Source organism: Modestobacter sp. VKM Ac-2984, assembly GCF_026967985.1.
Taxonomy (GTDB): domain Bacteria; phylum Actinomycetota; class Actinomycetes; order Mycobacteriales; family Geodermatophilaceae; genus Modestobacter.
In genome coordinates this window covers 1-22,049 of record NZ_JAPVBJ010000013.1, presented here as the reverse complement: position 1 = coordinate 22,049, position 22,049 = coordinate 1, and the positions used below count along the sequence as shown (strand labels likewise).

21 protein-coding genes are annotated in these 22,049 nt (G+C 75.3%); 10 read left to right on the top strand and 11 right to left on the bottom strand.

The features are described 5' to 3' along the window. Nucleotides 1–15 precede the first annotated feature (15 nt). Genes O2W16_RS21410 through O2W16_RS21400 form a run of 3 tightly spaced genes read left to right on the top strand, consistent with a single transcriptional unit; the run spans nucleotide 16 to nucleotide 1,898 of the window. Complete coding sequence (locus O2W16_RS21410) at nucleotides 16–642, top strand: hypothetical protein (protein WP_269160868.1); 627 nt, start codon at nucleotides 16–18, stop codon at nucleotides 640–642. 43 nt (nucleotides 643–685) lie between these two features. Further along, nucleotides 686–1,438, top strand: a complete 753-nt coding sequence (locus tag O2W16_RS21405; protein WP_269160867.1) for a dienelactone hydrolase family protein — start codon at nucleotides 686–688, stop codon at nucleotides 1,436–1,438. A 43-nt stretch (nucleotides 1,439–1,481) separates the two neighbouring features. After that, complete coding sequence (locus tag O2W16_RS21400) at nucleotides 1,482–1,898, top strand: ankyrin repeat domain-containing protein (RefSeq protein WP_269160866.1); 417 nt, start codon at nucleotides 1,482–1,484, stop codon at nucleotides 1,896–1,898. A gap of 21 nt (nucleotides 1,899–1,919) precedes the next feature. Here the strand turns inward: O2W16_RS21400 and O2W16_RS21395 are convergent, their stop codons facing one another. Next, nucleotides 1,920–2,429 (bottom strand): MarR family winged helix-turn-helix transcriptional regulator, encoded by a 510-nt coding sequence (locus tag O2W16_RS21395; protein WP_269160865.1) that lies wholly within the window; start codon nucleotides 2,427–2,429, stop codon nucleotides 1,920–1,922. A gap of 118 nt (nucleotides 2,430–2,547) precedes the next feature. Between O2W16_RS21395 and O2W16_RS21390 the strand changes: the two genes are divergently transcribed. After that, entirely contained in the window at nucleotides 2,548–5,673 is a 3,126-nt protein-coding gene (locus O2W16_RS21390) for an efflux RND transporter permease subunit (RefSeq protein WP_269160864.1), read from the top strand. A 64-nt stretch (nucleotides 5,674–5,737) separates the two neighbouring features. On the opposite strand, the gene O2W16_RS21385 is transcribed toward O2W16_RS21390, so the two are convergent. Beyond that, nucleotides 5,738–7,171, bottom strand: a complete 1,434-nt coding sequence (locus tag O2W16_RS21385) for an MFS transporter (protein WP_269160863.1) — start codon at nucleotides 7,169–7,171, stop codon at nucleotides 5,738–5,740. A gap of 122 nt (nucleotides 7,172–7,293) precedes the next feature. Here O2W16_RS21385 and O2W16_RS21380 point away from each other — a divergent pair, with 122 nt between their 5' ends. Both O2W16_RS21380 and O2W16_RS21375 read left to right on the top strand, forming a co-directional pair. Beyond that, nucleotides 7,294–8,616: an alpha-amylase family glycosyl hydrolase gene (locus O2W16_RS21380; protein ID WP_269160862.1), complete on the top strand. Its 1,323-nt coding sequence runs from the start codon at nucleotides 7,294–7,296 to the stop codon at nucleotides 8,614–8,616. A 73-nt stretch (nucleotides 8,617–8,689) separates the two neighbouring features. After that, complete coding sequence (locus O2W16_RS21375; protein WP_269160861.1) at nucleotides 8,690–10,075, top strand: MFS transporter; 1,386 nt, start codon at nucleotides 8,690–8,692, stop codon at nucleotides 10,073–10,075. 7 nt (nucleotides 10,076–10,082) lie between these two features. Here the strand turns inward: O2W16_RS21375 and O2W16_RS21370 are convergent, their stop codons facing one another. From O2W16_RS21370 to O2W16_RS21340, 7 genes are all read right to left on the bottom strand, one after another. Then, on the bottom strand, nucleotides 10,083–10,754 hold the full coding sequence (locus tag O2W16_RS21370; protein WP_269160860.1) for a hypothetical protein: 672 nt from the start codon (nucleotides 10,752–10,754) through the stop codon (nucleotides 10,083–10,085). Next, nucleotides 10,751–11,596, bottom strand: coding sequence for a biotin-dependent carboxyltransferase family protein (locus O2W16_RS21365; RefSeq protein ID WP_269160859.1), 846 nt, complete (start codon nucleotides 11,594–11,596; stop codon nucleotides 10,751–10,753). Before O2W16_RS21365 ends, O2W16_RS21370 begins: the two co-directional genes overlap by 4 nt. Next, entirely contained in the window at nucleotides 11,593–12,207 is a 615-nt protein-coding gene (locus tag O2W16_RS21360) for a 5-oxoprolinase subunit B family protein (protein WP_269160858.1), read from the bottom strand. The genes O2W16_RS21365 and O2W16_RS21360 overlap by 4 nt, the downstream gene beginning before the upstream one ends. Then, nucleotides 12,207–12,968 (bottom strand): LamB/YcsF family protein, encoded by a 762-nt coding sequence (locus tag O2W16_RS21355; protein WP_269160857.1) that lies wholly within the window; start codon nucleotides 12,966–12,968, stop codon nucleotides 12,207–12,209. The genes O2W16_RS21360 and O2W16_RS21355 overlap by 1 nt, the downstream gene beginning before the upstream one ends. 43 nt (nucleotides 12,969–13,011) lie before the next feature. Beyond that, nucleotides 13,012–13,896: a hypothetical protein gene (locus O2W16_RS21350; RefSeq protein ID WP_269160856.1), complete on the bottom strand. Its 885-nt coding sequence runs from the start codon at nucleotides 13,894–13,896 to the stop codon at nucleotides 13,012–13,014. Nucleotides 13,897–14,108: 212 nt separating this feature from the next. Then, nucleotides 14,109–15,140 (bottom strand): hypothetical protein, encoded by a 1,032-nt coding sequence (locus tag O2W16_RS21345; protein WP_269160855.1) that lies wholly within the window; start codon nucleotides 15,138–15,140, stop codon nucleotides 14,109–14,111. Beyond that, entirely contained in the window at nucleotides 15,137–15,910 is a 774-nt protein-coding gene (locus O2W16_RS21340) for a hypothetical protein (RefSeq protein WP_269160854.1), read from the bottom strand. The genes O2W16_RS21345 and O2W16_RS21340 overlap by 4 nt, the downstream gene beginning before the upstream one ends. An 83-nt stretch (nucleotides 15,911–15,993) precedes the next feature. Between O2W16_RS21340 and O2W16_RS21335 the strand changes: the two genes are divergently transcribed. Beyond that, nucleotides 15,994–16,764 (top strand): putative protein N(5)-glutamine methyltransferase, encoded by a 771-nt coding sequence (locus tag O2W16_RS21335; protein WP_269160853.1) that lies wholly within the window; start codon nucleotides 15,994–15,996, stop codon nucleotides 16,762–16,764. Nucleotides 16,765–16,816: 52 nt separating this feature from the next. Here O2W16_RS21335 and O2W16_RS21330 read toward each other — a convergent pair whose 3' ends face one another. Both O2W16_RS21330 and O2W16_RS21325 read right to left on the bottom strand, forming a co-directional pair. Beyond that, nucleotides 16,817–17,653: an HpcH/HpaI aldolase/citrate lyase family protein gene (locus O2W16_RS21330; protein ID WP_269160852.1), complete on the bottom strand. Its 837-nt coding sequence runs from the start codon at nucleotides 17,651–17,653 to the stop codon at nucleotides 16,817–16,819. A gap of 54 nt (nucleotides 17,654–17,707) precedes the next feature. After that, nucleotides 17,708–18,304: a hypothetical protein gene (locus tag O2W16_RS21325; protein WP_269160851.1), complete on the bottom strand. Its 597-nt coding sequence runs from the start codon at nucleotides 18,302–18,304 to the stop codon at nucleotides 17,708–17,710. 60 nt (nucleotides 18,305–18,364) lie between these two features. On the opposite strand from O2W16_RS21325, the gene O2W16_RS21320 reads away from it, so the two are divergent. The 3 genes from O2W16_RS21320 (at nucleotide 18,365) to O2W16_RS21310 (ending at nucleotide 21,684) form a co-directional block, all read left to right on the top strand. Beyond that, entirely contained in the window at nucleotides 18,365–19,135 is a 771-nt protein-coding gene (locus tag O2W16_RS21320) for an SDR family oxidoreductase (RefSeq protein ID WP_269160850.1), read from the top strand. Nucleotides 19,136–19,354: 219 nt separating this feature from the next. Then, nucleotides 19,355–21,166, top strand: coding sequence for an HNH endonuclease signature motif containing protein (locus O2W16_RS21315; protein WP_269160849.1), 1,812 nt, complete (start codon nucleotides 19,355–19,357; stop codon nucleotides 21,164–21,166). A 224-nt stretch (nucleotides 21,167–21,390) separates the two neighbouring features. Further along, a complete protein-coding gene (locus tag O2W16_RS21310) occupies nucleotides 21,391–21,684 on the top strand; it encodes a hypothetical protein (RefSeq protein ID WP_269160848.1) in 294 nt (97 codons plus the stop codon). Nucleotides 21,685–22,049: the final 365 nt, after the last annotated feature.

Here is a 22,049-nt window from a genome sequence, read left to right as displayed (position 1 = left end):
TGCGAGGAGAACCCCGTGACCCAGACCCCGGCGCCGACCGGTTCCGTGTCCCACCCAGACCTGCTGGGCGTCTACGTCAACGACCACCTCGCTGCGGCCGCCGGTGGCATCGAGCTGGTCTCCCGGATGATCGGGGTGCACCGCGGGACGGAGCGCGAGCAGCCCCTCCGCCAACTGCTCGACGAGCTCCGTGAGGAGAAGGCCGCGATCACCGGGGTCGCGCAGGCGCTGGGCTTCCCGGTGCGCCAGTACAAGCAGGTGGCCACCTGGATCGCGGAGAAGGCGAGCCGGGCGAAGCTGAACGGGCACCTGCTCAGCCGGTCCCCGTCCAGCGACCTGGTCGAGTTCGAGTTCCTCGCCTCGGCGGTGCGGGGCAAGCGGAGCGGCTTCGAGACGTTGCGGATCGCGGCCACCGTGGACAGCCGGATCGACGCCGACCTGCTGGACCGGCTGATCCGGCAGGCGAACCGCCAGCACGACTGGGTCACCGAGGTGCGCCGGGACGTCGCGGCGAGCGTCTTCGGGGGCCACCCGAGCGCACCGGACCACGCCGCCGACGGCGGCAACGGGGACGGCGGTGGCGGCGACGCCGGCGGCGACGCCGGCGGCGACGCCGGCGGCGGGGCCGGCGACCAGGGCTGAGCTCCCGCTGCGCGCTGCGGGGGGCGGCGGTAGACACGTCGGCATGTGCCACGACCACGACAGCCGCCCCCCTGCGCCACCCACCGTCGGGCCCGTCGCCGAGCGGGGCACCCTCACGCTGACCGCCGCCGACGACACCCGCTTCTCCGCCGCCTACGCCGCGCCGGCCACCGCCCCGCGCGCCGGGGTGGTCCTGCTGCCCGACATCCGTGGTCTGCACCCGTACTACGTCGCCCTGGCCGAGCGGTTCGCCGAGGCCGGGCTCGCCGCGGTCGCTGTCGACTACTTCGGCCGCACCGCGGGGATCGCCGAGAACGGCACCCGCGAGGAGGACTTCGACTGGGGGGCGCACATCCCGCAGACCACGCCGGCCGGTGTCGACGCGGACACCGCCGCCGGGATCGAGTACCTGCGCAGCCGCACCGACCCGGCGCTGCCGGTGGTCACCGTGGGGTTCTGCTTCGGGGGCAGCCACGCCTGGCGGCAGTCGGCCGGGGACCTGGACCTGGCCGGCAGCGCGGGCTTCTACGGCCGGCCGAGTCTGGTGGGCGAGGCCGCGGACGGCGCGCAGAAGCCGGTCGTCATGATCATCGCCGGCGCCGACAGCGCCACCCCCGTGGCTGAGCAGCGCGAGCTGGCCGCCCGGATGCGCGCGGCCGGGGCCGACGTCGACGAGGTCGTCTACGAGGGGGCGCCGCACTCGTTCTTCGACCGGTCCTCCGCCGAGTGGGCCGAGGCCTGCCAGGACGCGTGGCGGCACGTGCTCGCCCTCACCGACCGGGTGAGCGGCTCCTGAACTGCCGGTCTGGTCACGCCACCGGGCCCCTAGGCTCGGTGGCGTGACCGATCCGCAGCCTCCTCAGCAGCCCATCGACCCGGGCGTCATCGCGCTCGCCGCGAAGGTCTTCGACCTGGCGCGGGAGGGCGACACCGAGCAGCTGGTGGCCTACCTCGACGCCGGGGTGCCGGCCAACCTGACCAACGACAAGGGCGACACCCTGCTCATCCTCTCCGCCTACCAGGGCCGGGCGTCGACGGTCGCTGCGCTGCTGGAGCGCGGGGCGGACCACACCCGCGCGAACGACCGGGGGCAGACGGCGCTGGCCGCCGGCGTCTTCAAGCAGTCGGCCGAGACGGTGCGCCACCTGCTGGCCGCCGGGGCCGACCCGGACCACGGCCAGCCCAGCGCCCGGGCGACGGCGCAGTTCTTCGACCTGCCGGAGATGACGGCGCTGCTGGAGACCGGCACGTCCTGACGGCTGGCGAGGGCCGGCACGTCAGGGTTCGTCGTCCTGGGTGCGCAGCGCCCGCAGGACGCCCGAGAGCCCCTCGTGCAGGGCGGTGAGCTCGGCCGGGCGGAGCGCCTGCAGCACGGCTGCGTCGGTCTCCACGTCCGAGGCCATCAGCCGCCGGACGACCCGGATCCCGGCCCGGGTGGGGGTCAGCACCCGGCCCCGGCCGTCCCGGCTGTCCGCTGTCCGGTCGACCATGCCGGCGCGGACGAGTCGGTCGACCAGGCCGGTGATGGTGGCCGGGCTCACCTCCAGCAGCTCGCTGAGGTGCTGCGGCGTCATCGACTCCTCGATCACCAGGAAGGTCAGCCCGCGCAGCTGCTGGAGGGTGAGCGGGGTGTCCAGCAGCGGCCCGAGGCGGCGCCGCATGCTGTAGTCGCCGATCTCCGCGCCCAGGCACAGCACCGCCAGCACCTCCGCGGGTAGGTCGCGCCAGCCCTCGGGCCAGTCGTCGGGCACGTCCTCGGGGTCGGGCAGGCGGGGCTCGGTGGTCATCGTCGCCTCCTCCAGATGGGTTGTCGGCGTGGACGAGTAGTTTGCTCGGAGCTAACTACTCGGGGCAAGCTGAGCGGGAAGTCCACTCCCGACACCGGCCCCGGCCGTGGAGGAACGCGTGTCCCGTCTCGCCGTCCTGTCCTTGCGCAACCGAGCCCTGGTGGCGCTGGCCACCATCGCGGTGCTCGTGTTCGGGCTGATCTCGGCCGGCTCGCTGAAGCAGGAGCTGATCCCCAGCCTGGAGATCCCCGCGGCCGCCGTCGTCGCCGCCCAGCCCGGCGCATCCCCCGACGTGGTGGAGCGCCAGGTCGTGCAGCCGCTCGAGCAGGCGATCAGCACCGTGGACGGCGTGGTCGCCACCACCTCCACGGCCAGCACCGGGCTGGGCACGGTCACCGTCGAGCTGGAGTACGGGTCCGACCTGGACCGGGCCACCGCCGCGCTGCAGACCGCGGTCAGCCGGGTGCAGGCCGAGCTCCCCTCCGACGTCGAGCCGCAGGTGCTCGCCGGGTCACTGGCCGACCTCCCGGTGCTGCAGTTGGCGATCGCCGCGCCGGGCGACGCCGCCGCCCTGTCCGACCGCATCGACGCGACCGTCGTCCCGCTGTTCGAGCAGGTCGAGGGCGTCCGCGACGTGACGGTCACCGGGGCCAGCGAGCCCCGGGTGCAGATCACGCTCGACCCGGCCGCGCTCGCGGCCGCCGGGATCCCGGCCGCCGCGCTCACGACCGTGCTGGAGGAGAACGGCGTGGTGCTGCCCGCCGGCACCGTGACCGAGGGGGAGCAGACCCTCTCGGTGCAGGCCGGTGACCGGCTCACCTCGGTCGAGGAGCTCCGTGCCGTCCCGTTGACCGGCGCCGACGGTGCGGTCGTCCCGCTGGGCGAGGTGGCCACGGTGGAGCTGGGCGAGGCGCCGGAGACGTCCTACTCGCGGGTCGACGGCCAGCCCGCGCTCTCCGTCGGGCTCACCCAGACCCCGGACGGGAACACCGTCGACATCTCCGACGCCGTGGAGGACCTGCTGCCGCAGGTGCGCGAGCTGCTGGGCGAGGGCACCACGGTCGCCGTGGTGTTCGACCAGGCGCCGTTCATCGAGGAGTCGATCGAGGGCCTGGCCACCGAGGGCGGGCTGGGGCTGCTGTTCGCCCTGATCGTGATCCTGGTCTTCTTGGGCTCCGTGCGCTCCACGCTGATCTCGGCGGTCTCGATCCCGGTGTCGCTGTGCGTCACCTTCATCGGCCTGGAGGTGGCCGGCTTCTCGCTGAACATCCTCACCCTGGGTGCGCTGACCGTCTCGATCGGCCGCGTGGTCGACGACTCGATCGTCGTCATCGAGAACATCAAGCGGCACCTGACCTACGGCGAGGCGCGCACCAAGGCGATCCTCGGCGGGGTCCGGGAGGTGGCCGGGGCGATCACCTCCTCGACCATCGCCACCGCCGCGGTGTTCCTGCCGATCGCGCTGGTCGGGGGCCTGGTCGGTGAGCTCTTCCGGCCCTTCGCGCTCACCGTCGCGATCGCCCTCCTCGCCTCCCTGGTCGTCTCGCTGACGATCGTCCCGGTCATCGCCTCGGCGTTCCTGAAGGCGCCGGAGACCGACCGCGAGGAGACCGCCGAGCTGGCCCGGGAGCGGGAGGCGGCCGAGGCAGCGGAACGGCGCACCTGGCTGCAGCGGCTGTACGTCCCCGCACTGCGCGGGGTGCTGGCGCACCGTCGCTGGACCGTCGCCGGTGCGCTGGCCGTCTTCGTCGGCACCCTGGCGCTCACCCCGCTGCTGCAGACCAACTTCATCGGCGACGCCGGCGAGGACACCGTCACGGTGACCGCCGCCCACCCGGCCGGCACCAGCCTGGCCGCACAGGACGAGCGGGCCCGCGTGCTGGAGGAGGCGCTGGGTGAGCTGACCGGGGTGCAGACCGTGCAGACCACGGTCGGCTCGGCCGGCGGGCTCGCCGCGTTCAGCGGGGGCGGGGGCACGCCCACCGCGACGTTCTCGCTGACCCTGGCCGAGGACGGCGACCCCGAGGAGACCCGGGCGGAGATCCGGACGGTCGCCGAGGACCTCTCCGACGTCGGTGACGTGACGGTGGCCGCGGCCGGTTCCGGGTTCGGCAGTTCCACGGTCGACGTGCTGGTCCAGGCTGCTGACGCCGACGTGCTGGCCGACGTCGCCGACCAGGTGCAGCAGGCCGTGTCGGAGGTGCCCGGGGCCACCGACGTGACCAACGACCTGTCGGCCGGGCTGCCGGTGGTCCAGGTCGACGTCGACCCGGTCGCGGCGGCGGAGGTCGGGCTGACCCAGGCGCAGGTGACCCGCACCCTGGCCGGGCTGACCAACGCCGTCCCGCTGGGGGAGATCGACGTCGACGACGCGAGCACCCCGGTCTACCTGGACCCGGTGCAGGCCCCGGAGACGGTCGAGCAGCTCCGCTCGGTGGTGCTGCCGACGGCCGGGGGCCTGGTGCCGCTGACCCAGCTGGCGACCGTCGAGGAGGTCCAGGCACCGAGCTCGATCACCCGGGTCGACGGCGAGCGCAGCGCGACCATCTCGGCGACCCCGGCCGACGCCGACCTCGGCACGCTCACCACCGCGCTGCAGTCGGCGATCGACGACCTGGAGCTGCCGGCCGGTGCCGAGGTGTCGATCGGCGGCGTCGCCGCCGACCAGGAGGAGGCCTTCGCCGACCTGGGCCTGGCCCTGGTGATCGCGGTGGTGATCGTCTACCTGGTGATGGTGGCGACCTTCCGCAGCCTGGCCCAGCCGTTCATCCTGCTCGTCTCCGTGCCGTTCGCCGCGACCGGTGCGCTGCTGATGCTGCTGGTCACGGGCACCCCGCTGGGCGTGCCGGCGCTGATCGGCGTCCTGATGCTGATCGGCATCGTGGTGACCAACGCGATCGTGCTGATCGACCTGGTCAACCAGTACCGGGAGCGCGGCCGCCCGCTGGCCGAGGCGGTCAGCGAGGGGGCCCGCCAGCGGCTGCGGCCGATCGTGATGACGGCGGCGGCCACGGTGCTGGCCCTCACCCCGATGGCGTTCGGGCTGACCGGTGGCGGGGTGTTCATCTCCCAGCCGCTGGCCCTGGTGGTGATCGGCGGGCTGATCTCCTCCACGGTGCTGACCCTGCTCCTGGTGCCGGTGCTCTACACCTCGCTGGAGACCCGCCGCGAGCGCCGGGCGGCGAAGCGCGCAGGTGCCGGGCAGTCGGAGCCGGCGGTGGAGGAGGCGCTGCAGCCGGCCTGACGCCGAGTGCGCAGTTCCGGTCGCCCGACGCGGCGTGTCCACGCGCGTCGGCGACCGGAACTGCTCACTCGGTCGCGGAGGCGGCGGGGAGAGATGCGGGCACCGGGTCGGCGGTGCGGGCCCGGCCGGGCAGGAAGGCGGTCAGTACCGCCAGCGCGAGGCACGCGCCGCAGCCGATCGCGGCCAGGGCGGTGTAGCCGCTGGACGGCGGGGAGTCGGCGCCAGCCGGGGTCAGCGCCTCCAGCACCGTCGCGCTCAGCGCGCTGCCGAGGGCGAACCCGATGTAGCGCAGCACCTGGTTCAGGCTCATCGCACTGCCGGTCTCCCCGGCCGGCACGGCGCCGACGATGAGCCCGGGCAGCGCCGCGAAGGTGAGGCCCACGCCGAACCCGGCGACCGCCATCGCGACGAACAGCTGCCACAGCTCCTCGCGCACCAGGCCGAACAGCGCCGTGCCCAGCAGCAGGACGAGGGCGCCGGCCGGCAGGACCACCCGCGGCCCGGCGGTGCGGTCCAGCGGCCGGCCGACCCGGCTGGCGAGGAAGCTGGCGACCGAGAACGGCAGCAGGATCAGTCCGGCCACCACGATCGAGGTGCCGAAGCCGTACCCGGTGGACTCCGGGGTCTGCGCCAGCCGGGGCACCGAGGACAGCAGCAGGTAGTTGGCCAGGCCGACGAGCAGGGCGGCGCCGTGCGCGGTCGCCGGGACCCGGCCGCGGGCCAGCCGCAGGTCGACCAGCGGGGCCTCGGCGTGCAGCTGCCACACCACCCAGGCGACCAGGGCGAGGACGGCGACCACGGCCAGCGCGAGCACCGCGGGGGAGGTCCAGCCCCAGGTGCCGGCCTCGCCGAGGGCCAGCAGCCCGGTGGACAGTGCGATGCCGAGCAGCACCGCGCCGGCGACGTCGAGCCGGCGGGGCGGCACGTCGGGGGAGGGCGGGTACACCAACGCCGCGGCGGCCAGGGCCAGCACGCTGGCGCCGGCGCCGAACCAGAAGGCGGCGTGCACCCCGCCGAGCTCGGCGATCGCCCCGGTCAGCGGGTACCCCAGGCCGACGCCGGCGGCGACGGTGACCGACAGTGCCGCGACCGTGGTCCGGGACCGCTCCCCGGTCAGCGCGGTGCGGGCGGTGGCGATCGCGAGCGGGGTCAGTCCCAGGCCCAGCCCCTGCAGCCCGCGGCCGGCGATCAGCCAGCCCAGGCCCAGCGGCAGCGCGGCGAGCACGTTGCCCAGCAGCACCACGGTGAGGACGACGAGCACCACCGTGCGCCGGTGCCGGCCGTCGCCGAGCCGCCCGATCACCGGCGTGGCCACCGCGCCGACCACCAACGTGATGGTGAGCGACCACTGCGCGCTGGTGATCGAGACGTCGTTGGCCGCGGCGATCGCCGGGACCAGCGGTGCACCGAGGCTGCTGATGACCGCGACGAGCATGGCGAGGTAGATCAGCACCGGCACGAGGGCCGGCCGGGCCGGCGATGCGGGAGGAGCGCTCACGTCGGCGACGCTAGTTGCGTCCTGCACAGGAGAGGGGGTCGCTCTTCCGCCCAGCGGCGTGCCGGCGTTGGCCGCTGGGTAGCGTCGCCGGTGCTGGTGGAGGTCGACGACGAAGGAGCGGGATGCCGGGCTGGGTGCAGGACGCGGTGTGGTGGCACGTCTACCCCTTGGGGTTCGTGGGCGCGGAGCGGGAGGCGACCGACGTCGTGACGCACCGGCTGGACCGGCTCACCGGCTGGCTGGACTACGCGGTCGAGCTGGGCGCCAACGGCCTGGCCCTGGGCCCGGTGTTTGCCTCGAGCACCCACGGCTACGACACCGTCGACCACGGTCGGATCGACCCGCGGCTCGGCGACGACGACGACTTCGACGAGCTGCTGGACGCTGCCCACGAGCGCGGCCTGCGGGTGCTGCTGGACGGGGTGTTCAACCACGTCGGCCGCGAGCACCCGGCGTTCCAGGCGGTCGTCGACCGGGGGCCCGACGCGCCGTCGGCGGCCTGGTTCCGGCTGCGCTGGCCGGATGGCTGGCAGCCCGGCGTCGTCCCGGAGTACGACACCTTCGAGGGCCACGGCCAGCTGGTCGCCCTCGACCACTCCGCACCCGTGGTCGCCGACTGGGTGACCGAGGTGATGACGCACTGGCTGGACCGCGGCGCCGACGGCTGGCGACTGGACGCCGCCTACGCCGTCCCGACGTCGTTCTGGGCGACCGTGCTGCCCCGGGTGCGCGAGCAGCACCCGGACGCCTACCTGGTCGGTGAGGTGATCCACGGCGACTACGCGCAGGTGGTGCGGGAGTCGACGATGGACGCGGTCACCCAGTACGAGCTGTGGAAGGCGATCTGGAGCTCGCTCAACGACGGCAACCTGCACGAGCTGGCGCATGCGCTCGGCCGGCACGACGGGTTCCTGGACACGTTCGTGCCCCTGACCTTCGTCGGCAACCACGACGTCACCCGGATCGCCAGCCGACTCGAGGACGTCCGCCACCTGCCGCACGCGCTGGCGGTGCTGTTCACCGTGGGCGGCACGCCCTCGGTCTACGCCGGCGACGAGCAGGCCTTCACCGGGGTGAAGGAGGACCGAGCCGGCGGGGACGACGCCGTCCGGCCGTCCTTCCCCGACTCACCGGAAGAGCTGGCGCCCTTCGGCGAGCCCACCCGCCGGCTGCACCAGGAGCTGATCGGGCTGCGCCGGAGGCACCGCTGGCTGCACACGGCCCGGGTCACGCCGCTGCACCGGGACAACCGGCAGCTCAGCTACGCCGTGACCGGCGACGGGCAGCGGCTGGTGGTCGCCCTCAACCTCTCCGACGGCGAGACGACGCTGCCGGCCGGCGGCGCGGGGGAGGTGCTGGCCGGGGCCGGCGCCGTGCGGCAGCCGGGCACCGACCGCGCGGCCGTCTCGCTCCCGGGGCACGGGTGGGCCATCCTGGCCGGGTGAGCGCGCCCGTGGGTGAGCAACTGCACACCCGGATCCGGGAAGGACGGGCGGCGGGACGACGTCGTCCCTGTACGTGACCCAGCCAGCCGTCCGGACGCCCTCCCGCGCCTACGTGGTCTGGCTGATCGGCCTGCTGGCCTACGCGGTCGCGATCTTCCATCGCGCCTCGCTCGGGGTCGCCGGGGTGGAGGCCCAGGAGCGGTTCTCCGCCGGGGCGTCGGCGATCTCGCTGTTCCTCGTGCTGCAGCTGGCCGTCTACGCGGGCCTGCAGGTGCCGGTCGGCGTCCTGCTGGACCGGTTCGGCTCGCGGCGCATGATCGTCGCCGGTGCGGCGACCATGGCGGTCGGGCAGCTGGTGCTGGCGCTGGCCAGCGACGTCCCGACCGCGGTGGCGGCCCGCGTGCTGGTGGGCGCCGGCGACGCGATGACCTTCATCAGCGTGCTCCGGCTGGTGCCGCTGTGGTTCCCCGGGCGCACCGTCCCGGTGGTCACCCAGCTCACCGGGATCCTCGGCCAGGTCGGCCAGATCGTGGCCGCCTACCCGCTGGTGGCGCTGCTGCACACCGCCGGCTGGACGCCGACCTTCCTCGGCGCCGCCGGGGTGGGCGTGTTGGTCGGCGTCCTGGTCCTGGTGGCGCTGCGCGACGCCCCGCCCGGCACGCCGCCCCCGACCGTGGCCGACATGGCCGCCGTCCGGGCGAACCTGGCGGCCGCCTGGCGCGAGCCGGGTACCCGGATCGGCCTGTACACGCACCTGGTCACCCAGTTCTCCGGCACCGTCTTCGTGCTGCTGTGGGGCTACCCGTTCCTGACCGTGGGCCAGGGGCTGACCCCCGGGACGGCGGCCGGGCTGCTGACCCTGCTGGTGCTGGTGGGGATGGCGTTCGGGCCGGTGCTGGGCCGGCTGGTCGGGCGGTGGCCGCTGCGCCGCTCCAACCTGGTCTTCGGCATCCTCACCGTCACCGCGACGATCTGGACCGTCGTGCTGCTGTGGCCGGGCCGTGCGCCGCTGTGGCTGCTCGTCGTCCTGGTGGTGGTGCTGGGCACCAACGGCCCCGGGTCGATGATCGGCTTCGACTACGCCCGCACCGAGAACCCCGTCGAGCGGTCGGGCAGCGCCACCGGGTTCGTCAACGTGGGCGGCTTCGTCGCCTCGCTGTGCACCGTGCTGGCGATCGGCTTCGTGCTGGACGCGATGACCCCCGGGGGCTCCACCGACTACTCGCTGGACGCGTTCCGGGCGGCGTTCGCCGTGCAGTACGTCTTCTGGGCCATCGGGCTGTTCGGGGTGCTGACCCACCGGCGGCACCTGCGCGCCCGGATGGCCCGGGACGGCGTCGTCATGGTGCCCCTGGTCACCGCGGTGAGCGCCCGGCTGCGCGGCACGTCGGCCTACGCCCGGCCGGCGGAGCCCCCGGCCACCGCGGAGCCCCCGGCCGCGGCAGAGCCCGAGCGCTGAGCCCGGTTCAGCCGCGGCGGGCGACCACGATCGCGTAGTCGAACCGCCGGCCGTCGCGCTCGACCGGCAGCACCAGGTGCTCGACGCCGGTCGTCCCGGGCAGCGCGCGCAGCCGGTCGGCGAGCGCGGGGGAGGGGTCACTGGACCAGATGGCCAGCACCCCGCCCGGGCGCAGTGCGGCGAGTGCGGTGCCCAGCCCGGCCTCCTCGTACAGCGGCGCGTTGGACTGGTGCACCAGGAAGTCCGGGCCGTTGTCCACGTCGAGCAGGACGGCGTCCCACCGTCCCGGCCGGTCCGCCAGGTGCACCGCGACGTCGGTGCTGTGCAGCTCCAGCCGGTCGCGGGGGAGCTCCGGCAGCCCGGGCAGCAGGCCGTCGGCCGCCCAGCCGACCAGCGCGGGCTGCAGCTCCGCCACCTCCACGGAGGCGACCCGGGGGTCGGCGAGCGCGGTGGCCGCTGTCCAGCCCAGCCCGAGCCCGCCGACCAGCACCTGCAGCCGGTCGCCGCCGCAGCGGCGGAGCGCCTCGGTCGCCAGCGCCCGCTCGGTGCTGGTGTCCACGTCGTCCATCGCGAAGACGCCGTCGACGACCAGCTCGGTGACGGAGCCCCGCCGGCGCAGCAGCACCTCGCCGTGCGCTCCCGCGGCCCGCCCCAGCTCCACGACCTCGTCGGGGTTCACGGTCGGGCCTCTGTCCGCAGTCGCAGGGTCTGGCCGGGGCGCAGCTGGGCGCACCGGTCGACGTCGGCGTCGGTGACGTACCCGATCACCGGGTAGCCGCCGGTCACCGGGTGGTCGGCGAGGAACAGCACCGGCAGACCGGACGGCGGCACCTGCAGCGCCCCGCGGATCATTCCCTCGCTGGGCAGCTCCCCGGCGCGCAGCCGTTCCAGCGGCGCGCCGTCCAGCCGCAGGCCGACCCGGTTGCTCTCGCTGGTGACCGCCCAGGCCTGCCCGGTGAGCGCGGTCCAGCCGGCGTCGCCGAACCAGTCGGCCCGCGGGCCGGGCAGCACGCCGACGGTGAGCTCGCCGGCGACCGGCTCGGGCACCGGGGCCAGGTCGACCCCGGGGGCCGGCTCGACCGGCTCGCCGACCGGCAGCACATCGCCGACGGCGACCACCGCGGGGCCGAGACCCGCCAGGACGTCGGTGGCCCGCGAGCCCAGCACCGGCGGGACGTCGATCCCACCACGGACCGCGAGGTAGGTGCGCAGCCCGCTGGCCGGCGGGCCGAGCCGGAGCTCCTGCCCCCGGCGCAGCACCGTCGGGGCGGCGTGCGGGGCGCCGGGGCAGCGCGCCCCGGCAGTCACCACGAGGAGGTCGGTCTCGGCGCGGACGGCCAGCCCGCCGAAGGTCACCTCGAGCACCGCGGCGTCGGCGCGGTTGCCGACCAGCCGGTTGGCCAGCGCGGCCGAGGCCCGGTCGCAGACGCCGGAGCGGCCGATGCCCAGCGCCGCCTGTCCCGGGCGGCCGAGGTCCTGCACGGTGGTCAGCGGCCCGGTGGCCAGCACGGTCAGGCTCATCGCGGTGCCGCCACGAAGCGCACCCGGGTGCCCGGTCGGAGCAGCGCGGCCGGCTCGCGGCCGAGGTCGAACACGGCGACGTCGGTGCGGCCGATGAGCTGCCAGCCGCCGGGTGACTCGCGCGGGTAGACGCCGCTGAACTCCCCGGCCAGCGCCACGGAGCCCGGCGGCACCTTGGTGCGCGGGGTGGCCCGGCGGGGCACGTCCCACTGCCCGCCGGGTTCGGTGAGGTAGCCGAAGCCGGGCGCGAAGCCGCAGAAGGCGACCGTCCACTCGGCGCCGGTGTGCCGCTCGACCAGCCCGGCCGGGGTGAGGCCGAGCAGCTCGGCGGCGTCGGCCAGGTCGGCGCCGTCGTAGTGCACCGGCAGCTCGACGGTGTCGCCGACGGTTCGAGCGTCCGGGCGCGGGGTCGTCGCCCGCACGGCGTCGGCGACCGCGGCCAGGGTGGTGACCGCAGGGTCGGTCATCAGCAGCACGGTGCGGGCGGCCGGGACGACGTCGACCACCCCGTGTGGTGGGTCGGCGCTGAGCGCGGCGTACAGCGCCAGCACGTCGTCCAGCCCGTCCAGCTCGACCAGCAGGGCGGCGCTGCCGCTGGGGAGCAGCCGCATCAACCGGTGAAGGGGGCCAGCTCGACCCCCGCCGTGGTCAGCGCCGCGCGCACCTGCCGGGCGATCTCCACCGCACCCGGGGTGTCGCCGTGCACGCAGATCGACCCGGGCCGCAGCGTCAGCTCGCCCCCCTCGACGTCCCGGACCGGTCCGCCGGTGGCCATGGCCACGCACCGGGCGGCGATCTCGGTCGGGTCGTGCAGCACCGCGCCCGGCAGCCGGCGGGACACCAGGGTGCCCGCCGGGGTGTAGGCGCGGTCGGCGAACGCCTCGTGCACCACGGTCAGCCCCGCCTCGGCGGCCAGCCGCAGCCACACCGACCCCGGCAGGCCGAGCACCGGGAGCGTCCGGTCGTAGGCGACGACGGCCGCGACCACCGCGGCCGCCTGCTCCTCGTGGTGCACGATGGCGTTGTAGAGCGCGCCGTGCGGCTTGACGTAGCGCACCCGGTCGCCGGCGATCCGAGCGAAGCCCTCCAGCGCGCCGATCTGGTAGACGACGTCGGCGGTCAGCGCCTCGGGCTCCACGTCGATGAACCGGCGGCCGAAGCCGGGCAGGTCGCGGTAGCCGACCTGGGCACCCATCGCCACGCTGGACTCGACGGCCCTCGCGCAGACCCGCCGCATGATCGTTGCGTCACTGGCGTGGAAGCCGCAGGCGACGTTGGCGCTGGTGACCACGCCCAGCAGGGCCTCGTCGTCGCCGAGCGTCCACTGGCCGAAGCCCTCGCCGAGGTCGGAGTTCAGGTCCACACGGGTCATGGTGGTCATCCTCCTCAGGAGAACAGCCGCGAACGGCTCAGCGTCACCCCGTGCGGAGGCAGGCGGCGATCTGGTGCTCCAGCGCTGCCTCTTCGGCGCTGCTCATCGGCGGCCGCCCGGCCTCGTCCGACCTCAGGCCGTACTCGAACTCCTCGGTGAGACCGAGTCGCTCCAGGCACGGGGTGAACAGGCCGCTGTCGACCGGGCGGGTCGGGTAGGCCGGCCACGACGGCGACTCACCGGGGAACGTCAGGAGCGGCTGCTGCTGCTCCTCGCTGCTGGTGATCTGCACCTCTCCGGAACCGAGGGTGACGGGGATGGGCACCACCCCCAGCGGCACCCCGTCGACCATCGGCAGCGGGTCGAAGTCCCGCACCAGTTCTTCGCTGGGCGCCCGGTCCAGGCTGGGGGAGTACTCCGCCTCCAGGCCGGGCTCGCCGAGCACGACCAGCGGGCCGGTCGTCGCCGAGACGTCCATCAGCGCCAGCCTCTCCCGGGGGCCGAGTGGAATCCAGCCGGCGGCGTAGGTCATCTCCGCGGGCTCCGCGCCGCGCGGCCCGGTGAACCACGTCCAGAACCACCTCCCCTCGTGGCGGGCGACCACCACGGCCCACCGGTGACCGCCGGGGACGTCGGCGGCGTAGACCACCCGCTCGGTGCCCGGCTCCGGCTCCGGCGCATCCGGGTCGGTCCAGGGGGCGTCCGCCATCGCGGCCAGGAAGTCCTGGTCGTCGGCGAGGGAGCCGCGGACGGGCGCCTCGACCAGCTCCGGCGACGGCGCGACGGAGGTGCTGGGACCGGCCGGGGCGGGAGCTGCGGCCGGCTCGGTCACCGAACAGCCGGCCAACGAGGCACCGGTGCCCAGCAGCACGACGGCCAGGGCGCCGGCGGTCCAGTTCCCGGCGCTCCTCCGCCGGAGACGGTCCACCGCGACGGTGCGGGCTACGGTGTGGCCGTCGTCCGCGGGCGGAGCGAACGCTGGCGAGCCGTCCAGTCGCTGGTCCACGCCCACCCCTTCCCGGCCGTTGTCGATGGCAGCACCGTGTCGGTCCGAGCGTGTTCCGTCAACCAGGCGGCACGCTGGCCGTCGAGGAACTCCACCGCGCCCCGGACGCGGTGTACCGGCTGCCCTGAGCGGGCTCAGCGCGTGCCGGTCCGAAAGCAGGCGGCGATCTCGTGCTCCCGGGCGGCCTGCTCGGCGCTGCTCGGCTGCGAGGTGTGCAGTTCCTCGTACTCCAGGAAGCCACCGTTCTCCTCGATCTCCACGAGGAGACCGAGCGACTCCAGGCAGGGCGCGACGACGGCGGTGTCGACCATGCCGTCCGGGTACGCCGGCCACGACGGCGGCTGGCCGGCGAACATCGGGAACAGCGGCTGCTGCTCCGGGCCGTTGCTGGTCCGCACCTCCCCGGCGCTCCAGATGACCGGGGTGACGACCACACCCAGCGGTACCCCGTCGATCATCGGCAGCGGGTCGAACACCCGCACCAGGTCGCCGCCGGGCGTGCGTTCGAGGGCGGGGGAGTACTCGGCCTCCACGCCGGGTTCGCCGAGCACCACCAGCGGGCTGGTCGCCGCCGAGCCGTCCATGAGCGCCAGCTGCTCCTGCGGCATGAGCGGCATCGAGCCGATGGTCAGGCTCATCTCCGCCGGCTCCGCGCCCCGCGGCCCGTTGAACCACGCCCACGACCACTCCGGGCCGGAGCGGGCGACCACCACCGCCCACCGGTGACCGCCGGGGACGTCGGCCGCGTACACCACCCGCTGGGTGCCCGGGTCCGGCGACGGTCCGCCCCAGTCGACCACCTCGCCGTCCGGCCCGGTCGGGTCGGTCCAGTCGGTGGCCGCCATGGCGGTCAGGAACTCCTCGTCGTCGGCGAGCGAGCCGCGGACGGGCGCCTCGACCAGCCCCGGGGTCGGCGCGACGTACGTGCTCGGGACCGGGACCGGGGTCGCCGCCGGTTCCCCGGTCACCGCCGAACGGGAGAGCGAGGCGCCGGAGCCCAGCAGTACGACGGCCAGGACGCCGGCGGCCCAGCCGCCTCTCCGCCGCCGGCGGTGCCGGTCCAGCGCGACGGCGCGGGCCGCCGTGCGGCCGTCGTCCACCCGGTGCGCGCCCTCGGCGAGCCGGTGCAACCGCTCCGCGACGGCCTGGCCGACATCCACGGTCATGTCGGCCTCCGGTAGATCGCGTACGGGTCGTCGTCCGGGTGCGGCCGGACGGCGGCCGGCCCGGGCACCGACCCGGCCGTCGGGGTGGCAGACCGTGCGGGTCCGGGCATCGGGGCGGCCGACGAGGCGGGCGACGGCGTGGGCGACGGCCGCGGGGCCGGTCCCGGGGCCGGGGTCCCCGGTCGGCGGTAGATCGCGTACGGGTCGGCGGGGTCCGTGTTGGGGCCGGGTGGCTCCGGCCCGTCCAGGGCCGCCGTCGGCGCCTGCTGAGGGGCGACGAGCCGGTCGGCCGGCTCCGTCGGCGGTGCCGGCTCGTCCGCGAGGAGGGGGCTCAGGGTGTCCAGGGCACCGGCGAGGGCAGCCCCCACCTCGGCGGGGGAACAGCCCAGCAGCCTCGCGGCCGCGTCCTCCGTCTCCCTCTCGTGCAGCCGGAGGACGGTCACCGCACGGGTGCGCGGGTCGAGCTCGGCGAGCGCCCGCAGCCACCGGTGTTCGGTGTCATCCGCCGGTCCCGCCGCCAGCACGACTCCCCGGCCGGCCGCCGGGAGGCGCGTCCGGTCCAGCGAGCCCGCGACCAGCGCGTCCCGTGCGGCGGTCAGCGCGGCGGCCGGACCCCCGAGCCGCCGCCAGCGGCGGTGGGTCCGGGCCAGGGCCGCCACCAGCAGGTCGTCGGCCTCCACCGGGTCGGCGGTGAGGAGCAGTGCGGTGCCGCGTAGCTGCTGCTCGTGTTCGGCCACGAATGCGGCGAAGCCGTCCTGCCGCTGGTCCACGCCCACCCCTTCCGGCCACCGTCGATGGCGGCACCGTATCGGTGCGATCGTGTTCCGTCAGCCAGGCGGCACACTGGCCGCCGATGCCCACCGCTCCGGATCCTGCTGTCGTCGCCCGGCTGCGCGCCGCGGGGTGCGTGTTCGCCGAGGAGGAGGCGCTCCTGCTGGTGGAGGCCGCCGCGTCGGCTGCCCAGCTCGACGGCCTGGTCGCGCGGCGGGTCGCCGGCGAGCCGCTGGAGCAGGTGCTCGGGTGGGCGGAGTTCTGCGGGCTGCGGTTCGTGGTCGAACCGGGGGTGTTCGTGCCCCGGCAGCGCACTCGGCTGCTGGTGCGGGAGGCGGCGGCCCGGGCGGTGCCGGGGGCGGTCGTCCTGGACCTGTGCTGCGGGGTCGGCGCGGTGGGGGCGGCGGTGGCGGCCGCCGTCCCGTCGGTCGAGCTGCACGCGGCCGACCTCGACCCGGTCGCCGTCCGCTGCGCCGGGCGCAACGTGCCCGGGTCGGTCTACGTCGGCGACCTGTACGACGCCCTGCCGGAGTCGCTGCGCGGCCGGGTCGACGTGCTGGTGGCGAACGCGCCCTACGTGCCCACCGACGCGATCGGGCTGATGCCGCCCGAGGCCCGCGACCACGAGGCGCGGGCCGCGCTGGACGGCGGCGTCGACGGGCTGGACGTGCAGCGCCGGGTCGCCGCGGCGGCGCCGGACTGGCTGGCGCCCGGCGGTGCGCTGCTCATCGAGACGGGCCGGCAGCAGGCTCCGGGGACGCTGGCTGCGTGCGCCGGCGCCGGGCTGACCGCCCGGGTGGTCGAGGACGACGACCTGGCCGCCACCGTGGTCGTCGCCGTCCGGGAGGCCTGAGACGCGAACGGCCCCCTCCCCGTGGGGGAGAGGGCCGTCCGCGGCAGTGGGGTCAGGAGGGCTCGACGCCGAAGGCGGTGGCCAGCTTCTCGATCTTGCGGGCCCGGCCGAGGCGGGGCAGGTCGCTGCCGTCGCGGATGACCTGGCCGCGGGCGTCGAAGTCGGCCAGGAAGTCCCGGGCCCAGGCGACGTCCGACGGTGCCGGGCTGATGACCTCGTTGATCACCGGGAGCTGGTCCAGCTGCAGGCAGAGCTTGCCGGTGAGGCCGAGGGAGACCGTCAGTGCCGACTGCTCGCGCAGGATCGGGTGGCTGGCGCTGACCGTGGGGCCGTCGATCGGGCCCGGCAGGCCACCGACCCGGCTGGCGATCACCAGGCGGGAACGCGGGTAGGCCATCGCCAGGTCATCGGCGCTGGTGCCGGTGTCGCGCCGGTAGTCACCGCTGCCGAAGGCGAGCCGGAAGGCGCCGCGGGCCGAGGCGATCCGCACGGCCTCCTCGATGCCCAGCGCCGACTCGACGAGGGCGAGCACCGGGGTGGCACCGCCCAGCCGGTCGTAGGTCTCGGTGACGTGCTCGGCGGCCTCGGTCTTGGCGAGCATCACGCCGGCCAGGCCGGGGAGCCCGGCGAGCGCGGCGACGTCGTCGGTCCAGAACGGGGTCGCGTGGTCGTTGATCCGCACCCAGGCCCGGTTGCCGGGGACGGAGAGCCACTCGACGACGTCGGCCCGGGCATCGGGCTTGCGGGCCGGGTCGACCGCGTCCTCGATGTCCAGCACGATCTGGTCGGCGCGCGATTCGTGCGCCTCGTCGAACAGTTCCGTGCGGGCGCCGTTGACCAGCAGCCACGAGCGCGCGATTCCGGGGTCTACGTTCCTGCCTCTGTGCACCGGGACATTGTGGAGGCCGGGAGTGCGCCGGTTCCCGCGGGGGTGCCGGTGCGCTCAGGCCGCCCGGCTGCCCAGCCGGTCGAGCAGCCCGACGTGCCAGTCGACGTGGACCCGCCGCCCGCTGGATCCACGCGGCCGGACCAGGTCGAAGCGGACCAGCTCCGGGTCGCGCCCCGGGGTGCGGGCGTCGGACCACAGCAGCGCCAGGTGCTCGCGCCGGTGCGGGTCGAGGCCCGGGGCCAGCGCCAGCTGCAGCGGCAGCTGGGCCGTCGGGCTCTGCCGGTAGAAGTCGCGCAGCCCCTGGGTGTCGGCCGCGGGCAGCTCGCCGTCGTCGGAGTGCCACACCCGCAGCACCTCGGTGGGGGTGCGCAGGATGAGCCCGCTCATCGGCAGTCCGAGGTTGTCGTTGCCCGGGTCGAGCAGCTCCAGCTGCGTGCCGAAGGGGTCGTCGACGTGCTCGGCGTAGGGCCGCAGCCGCTCCATCGCCTCGCGACGGACCAGCTGGTGGTCGAGGTGGCGGTCGGCCGCGGGTTGCCAGTCGTGGGCGGCGTGGATCGCGCGGCTGACGGCGAGACCACGGGTGAGCGCGTCGCGGATCTCCACGAGCAGCGGCTGCAGCCGGCGCACGACGGTGTCGGAGGGGTGGTCCACGTCCCCGAGTCTGCCGGGCGGGGGTGACAGATCCCGAGCACCGGGCGGCAGGATCAGCGGGTGTCCTTCCCGCAGCCGCCGCCCCACCGCCCGGTCACCGTCGTCACCGGCGGGAGCCGCGGCATCGGAGCCGCCACCGTCGCCCACCTCGCCCGGCAGGGGCACGACCTGGTGGTCGGCTACCGGTCCGGGGCGGAGGAGGCGGCGCAGGTGGTGGCCGCGGCGACGGCGCGCGGGGTGCGGGCGGTCGCCGTCCGGGCCGACGTGGCCGACCCCGACGACGTCGACGCGCTCTTCGCCGCCGCGGCCGAGCAGCTCGGGCCGGTCACCGGGCTGGTCGCCAACGCCGGGCTGACCGCGCACCTCGGCGACCTGGCCGACACGCCCGTCGACGTCGTCCGGCAGGTGATCGACGTGAACCTGCTGGGCGTCGTCCTGTGCGTCCGCCGGGCAGCGCAGGTCATGTCCCGGCGGCGGGGCGGGCCGGGCGGGGCGATCGTCACCGTCTCCTCGAGTGCGGCGACGCTGGGCTCGGCGCACGAGTACGTGCACTACGCGGCGGCGAAGGCGGGGGTCGACGCGCTGACCGTGGGGCTGGCGAAGGAGCTCGCGGACGACGGGGTCCGGGTCAATGCGGTGGCGCCGGGGCTGGTCCGCACCGACATCCACGCGGGCGCCGGCGACGCCGGCCGGCTGGAGCGGGTCACGGCCCGCGTGCCGATGGGTCGCCCGGGGGAGCCGGACGAGATCGCGCCGGCGATCGCCTGGCTGCTGGGGCCGGAGGCCGGCTACGTCTCGGGCGCGGTGCTGCGGGTGGCCGGCGGGCTCTGATCGGCCGGCCGCGGCCCGGCCAGCGGCACGCGTCGGTCGTCCGAACTCGTGTCGCCGTGTCGCCGTGTCGCCGTGTCGCCGTGTCGCCGTGTCGGCTCGGCGAGTTGTCGCCTCGTGCCCGCCGACTCGTGAGGACGCCGATCCGCACTCCGGTTCTCGGGATGTTCGGGATGCGTCTCCTGGGCCAGAACTGTCAGACCCTCTCCGTAGGCTCGGAGTGTGTTCGAGACGGGCGGTTTCGGGGTCGCGGTGACGGTGTCACTGGCCGATCCAGTGCTGCCCGGCGAGCTGGATCCGGCTCCTGCTGGGGTGACGCGCCGGCGAACCCGCCTGTCGGAGGTGGTGGCGCCGGCGGGGCTCTCCGATGCCGGGTTGGCCGGTGAGCTGCGCGCGATGGTGGACATCTCAGCGCAGCTGGCTGCCTATGAGGCGGTGGTGGTGGCGGAGCTGGCGCGGCGTCGTCCGGTGGAGTGGGATCTGACCGAGCAGGAGCCAGGGCACGGGGTGGAGGGCTGGCAACCGGTCCGGGTGCCGGTGGGGGTGAGTGAGTTCCTCGCCGATGAGCTCGCTGTGCTGAAGGGCATCTCCCGGACGGCGGCCACGCTGCTGGCGGAGCGGTCGTTGGTGTGGGTGCACGAGCTGCCGGCGACGTGGGCGGCGTTGGCTGATTCGCTGATCGACCCGCCGCGGGCGGCGGCGATCGCGAAGGCGCTGGGTGGTCAGTCGCAGGCTGCGGGTGGGCGAGTGGAGCCGGCGGTGGTGGCCGAGGTGGAGGCGCAGGCGCTGGGGTGGGCGGTGGCGGGGGAGACGCCGGTGCGGTTGCGGGAGCGCACGGCGGCGGCGCTGATCGCGCTGGATGAGGCGGCGGCGGATCGGCGACGGAAGAAGGCCGAGCGGTGCGCCGATGTGACGACCCGGGCCACCGCGGATGGGATGGGTCAGCTGGTGGCGGACCTGCCGATGCCAGTGGCTGCGGCCTGCCGGGAGACGGTGGACGGCTACGCGCGGATGGCGAAGGCCGACGGTGATGGGCGGGCGATCGGGCAGCTGCGCGCGCAGGTCATGGCCGATCTGATCCTGCGGCCGTGGGACACCAGCCGGGAGCCGGTGACCGCGCATCTCACCGTTCTGGCGCCGTTGCCGGCGCTGCACACCCGCCCGCTGAGCGACCGGACCGCGCCGGGCGGAGGTGACGTGGCGCCGGGCGGAGGTGACGTGGCGCCGGGCGGAGGTGACGTGGCGCCGGGCGGAGGCGACGTGGCGCCGGGCGGAGGCGACGTGGCGACCGAGGGGCGCACCCTGCCGGGCCAGAGCCATGTCGCGCCGTGCGATGACCGGGACGCAGCAACCGTGGACGGGGCGCCGATCACCGCCGGGCAGCTGCGGGAGCTGCTGGCGCAGTTGGACGCGCTCTGCCCCGGTGGGCTGCAGGACCCGGTCGGGGGCACGTTGGGCATCGACCTGGTCGATCCGGTCACCGGTGCGCTGCGGGCGACGGTGACCCGCCCGGAACTGGAGCGGCTGGCCCGCCGCGGCTGCCCCGACCACCCGGCCGGCATCGACTGCGGCTGCGGGCTGCTGGACCGGCCACCCCCGGTCGATCGCTACACGCCGACTCCGGCCCAGCGCCGGTTCGTGCGGGCCCGGGACCGGACGTGTCGGCATCCGGGCTGCCGCAGGCCGGCCGCGCGCACCGACCTGGACCACGTCTGCGCCCACCGCGACGGCGGGGCCACCGACTGCACCAACCTCTGCTGTTTGTGCCGGCGACACCACCGGCTGAAGACCCACGCACGAAGATGGCGGTTCGTGATGACGGGCGACGGCGTCCTGTCGGTCACCACGCCCTCCGGGGTCACCCGGACCACCCGACCACCGGGACTCCACTCGCCCGACCCCCGAACACCCAGCCCCCGAACACCCAGCCGCCGACAACCGAGCCTCCACCCACCGGGTCCCCGGCTGTCCGCCGCCGGCCGGCTGACCGGCGGCGGAATCCCACCGGACCCGGACGACCCGCCGCCCTTCTGAGACTCCATGGCCTGCGGCTGCCTCGGAGAGGGACGTCGGGCGACCTCCTCGGCCGCACGGGAGGAGGTCGCCTGGCGGGTCCACCGGGGGAGGGGACCGGCGAGCGGACGTGATGCCTGATGCGCGTGTGACGTGAGTGTCCAGAGCGCAAGATGGGCAGCTCAGGGGATCGAGTGCCCCCTGTTCGAGTCACAGCGAGCACACAACGGGCCGATAAGCACAGCGTGATCCGTCATCACCTCGCAGCGAGCTCGCCGCGGAGCCCTCAGTGGTTCGACCCGGCGCACCAGGCCGACATCCTCGCGGCCTTCGACAGTCAGCTCACCGCCGGACTGCACGATCGCAAACCGCACAGCCCGCGACCGGAACGGGTCCGCGAGCTGGGCCAGCTGGCTGCGGCGAGTGCGCTCCCGGCCCGGGCGGCGCTGCTCCGCTGGGGCGCGCTGCCCGCCTCGGTCCGCGCGCACCTGCTCACCAGCTGGTACGGCAGCCAGGTCGCCAGGAGCTCCGCCGCCTGAGTCGCTCGGCGGCCGGCAACGGCCGCCGGCAGAGGCGGACAGGTCCTCGGCACCAGCGCTGCCCAGACGCGGCCGGGACATGTCCGGTGACCTGCCGCCGTGGCGGGTGACCTGGTCGGGACGGTCAGTCCCAGGGCTTGCCGCAGGCGGCACAGCAGTCAGAGGGCAGCCGCTCGGTCAGCCGGCCACACGCCGGGCAAACCTGGTCGAGCCAGCACGCCGGGTCACCACCCTCCGGCTCCGGCTGCTCCGGCTGCTCCGGCTGCTCTGGCCCCCGGGTCACGGCGGCCGACGCTCCTATGGATCGTCAAGCGGGTGAGGGGGCGGCTTCGAGGCGGCGGTAGAGCTCGCGGGCGATGTAGCGC

Bases quoted from the DNA above. Each gene is read 5' to 3' on its own strand.
- O2W16_RS21335 (WP_269160853.1), top strand. From the start codon at position 15,994: ATGCCCACCGCTCCGGATCCTGCTGTCGTCGCCCGGCTGCGCGCCGCG.
- O2W16_RS21395 (WP_269160865.1), bottom strand. From the start codon at position 2,429: ATGACCACCGAGCCCCGCCTGCCCGACCCCGAGGACGTGCCCGACGAC.
- O2W16_RS21405 (WP_269160867.1), top strand. From the start codon at position 686: ATGTGCCACGACCACGACAGCCGCCCCCCTGCGCCACCCACCGTCGGG.
- O2W16_RS21380 (WP_269160862.1), top strand. From the start codon at position 7,294: ATGCCGGGCTGGGTGCAGGACGCGGTGTGGTGGCACGTCTACCCCTTG.
- O2W16_RS21365 (WP_269160859.1), bottom strand. From the start codon at position 11,596: ATGAGCCTGACCGTGCTGGCCACCGGGCCGCTGACCACCGTGCAGGAC.
- O2W16_RS21345 (WP_269160855.1), bottom strand. From the start codon at position 15,140: ATGACCGTGGATGTCGGCCAGGCCGTCGCGGAGCGGTTGCACCGGCTC.
- O2W16_RS21360 (WP_269160858.1), bottom strand. From the start codon at position 12,207: ATGCGGCTGCTCCCCAGCGGCAGCGCCGCCCTGCTGGTCGAGCTGGAC.
- O2W16_RS21355 (WP_269160857.1), bottom strand. From the start codon at position 12,968: ATGACCCGTGTGGACCTGAACTCCGACCTCGGCGAGGGCTTCGGCCAG.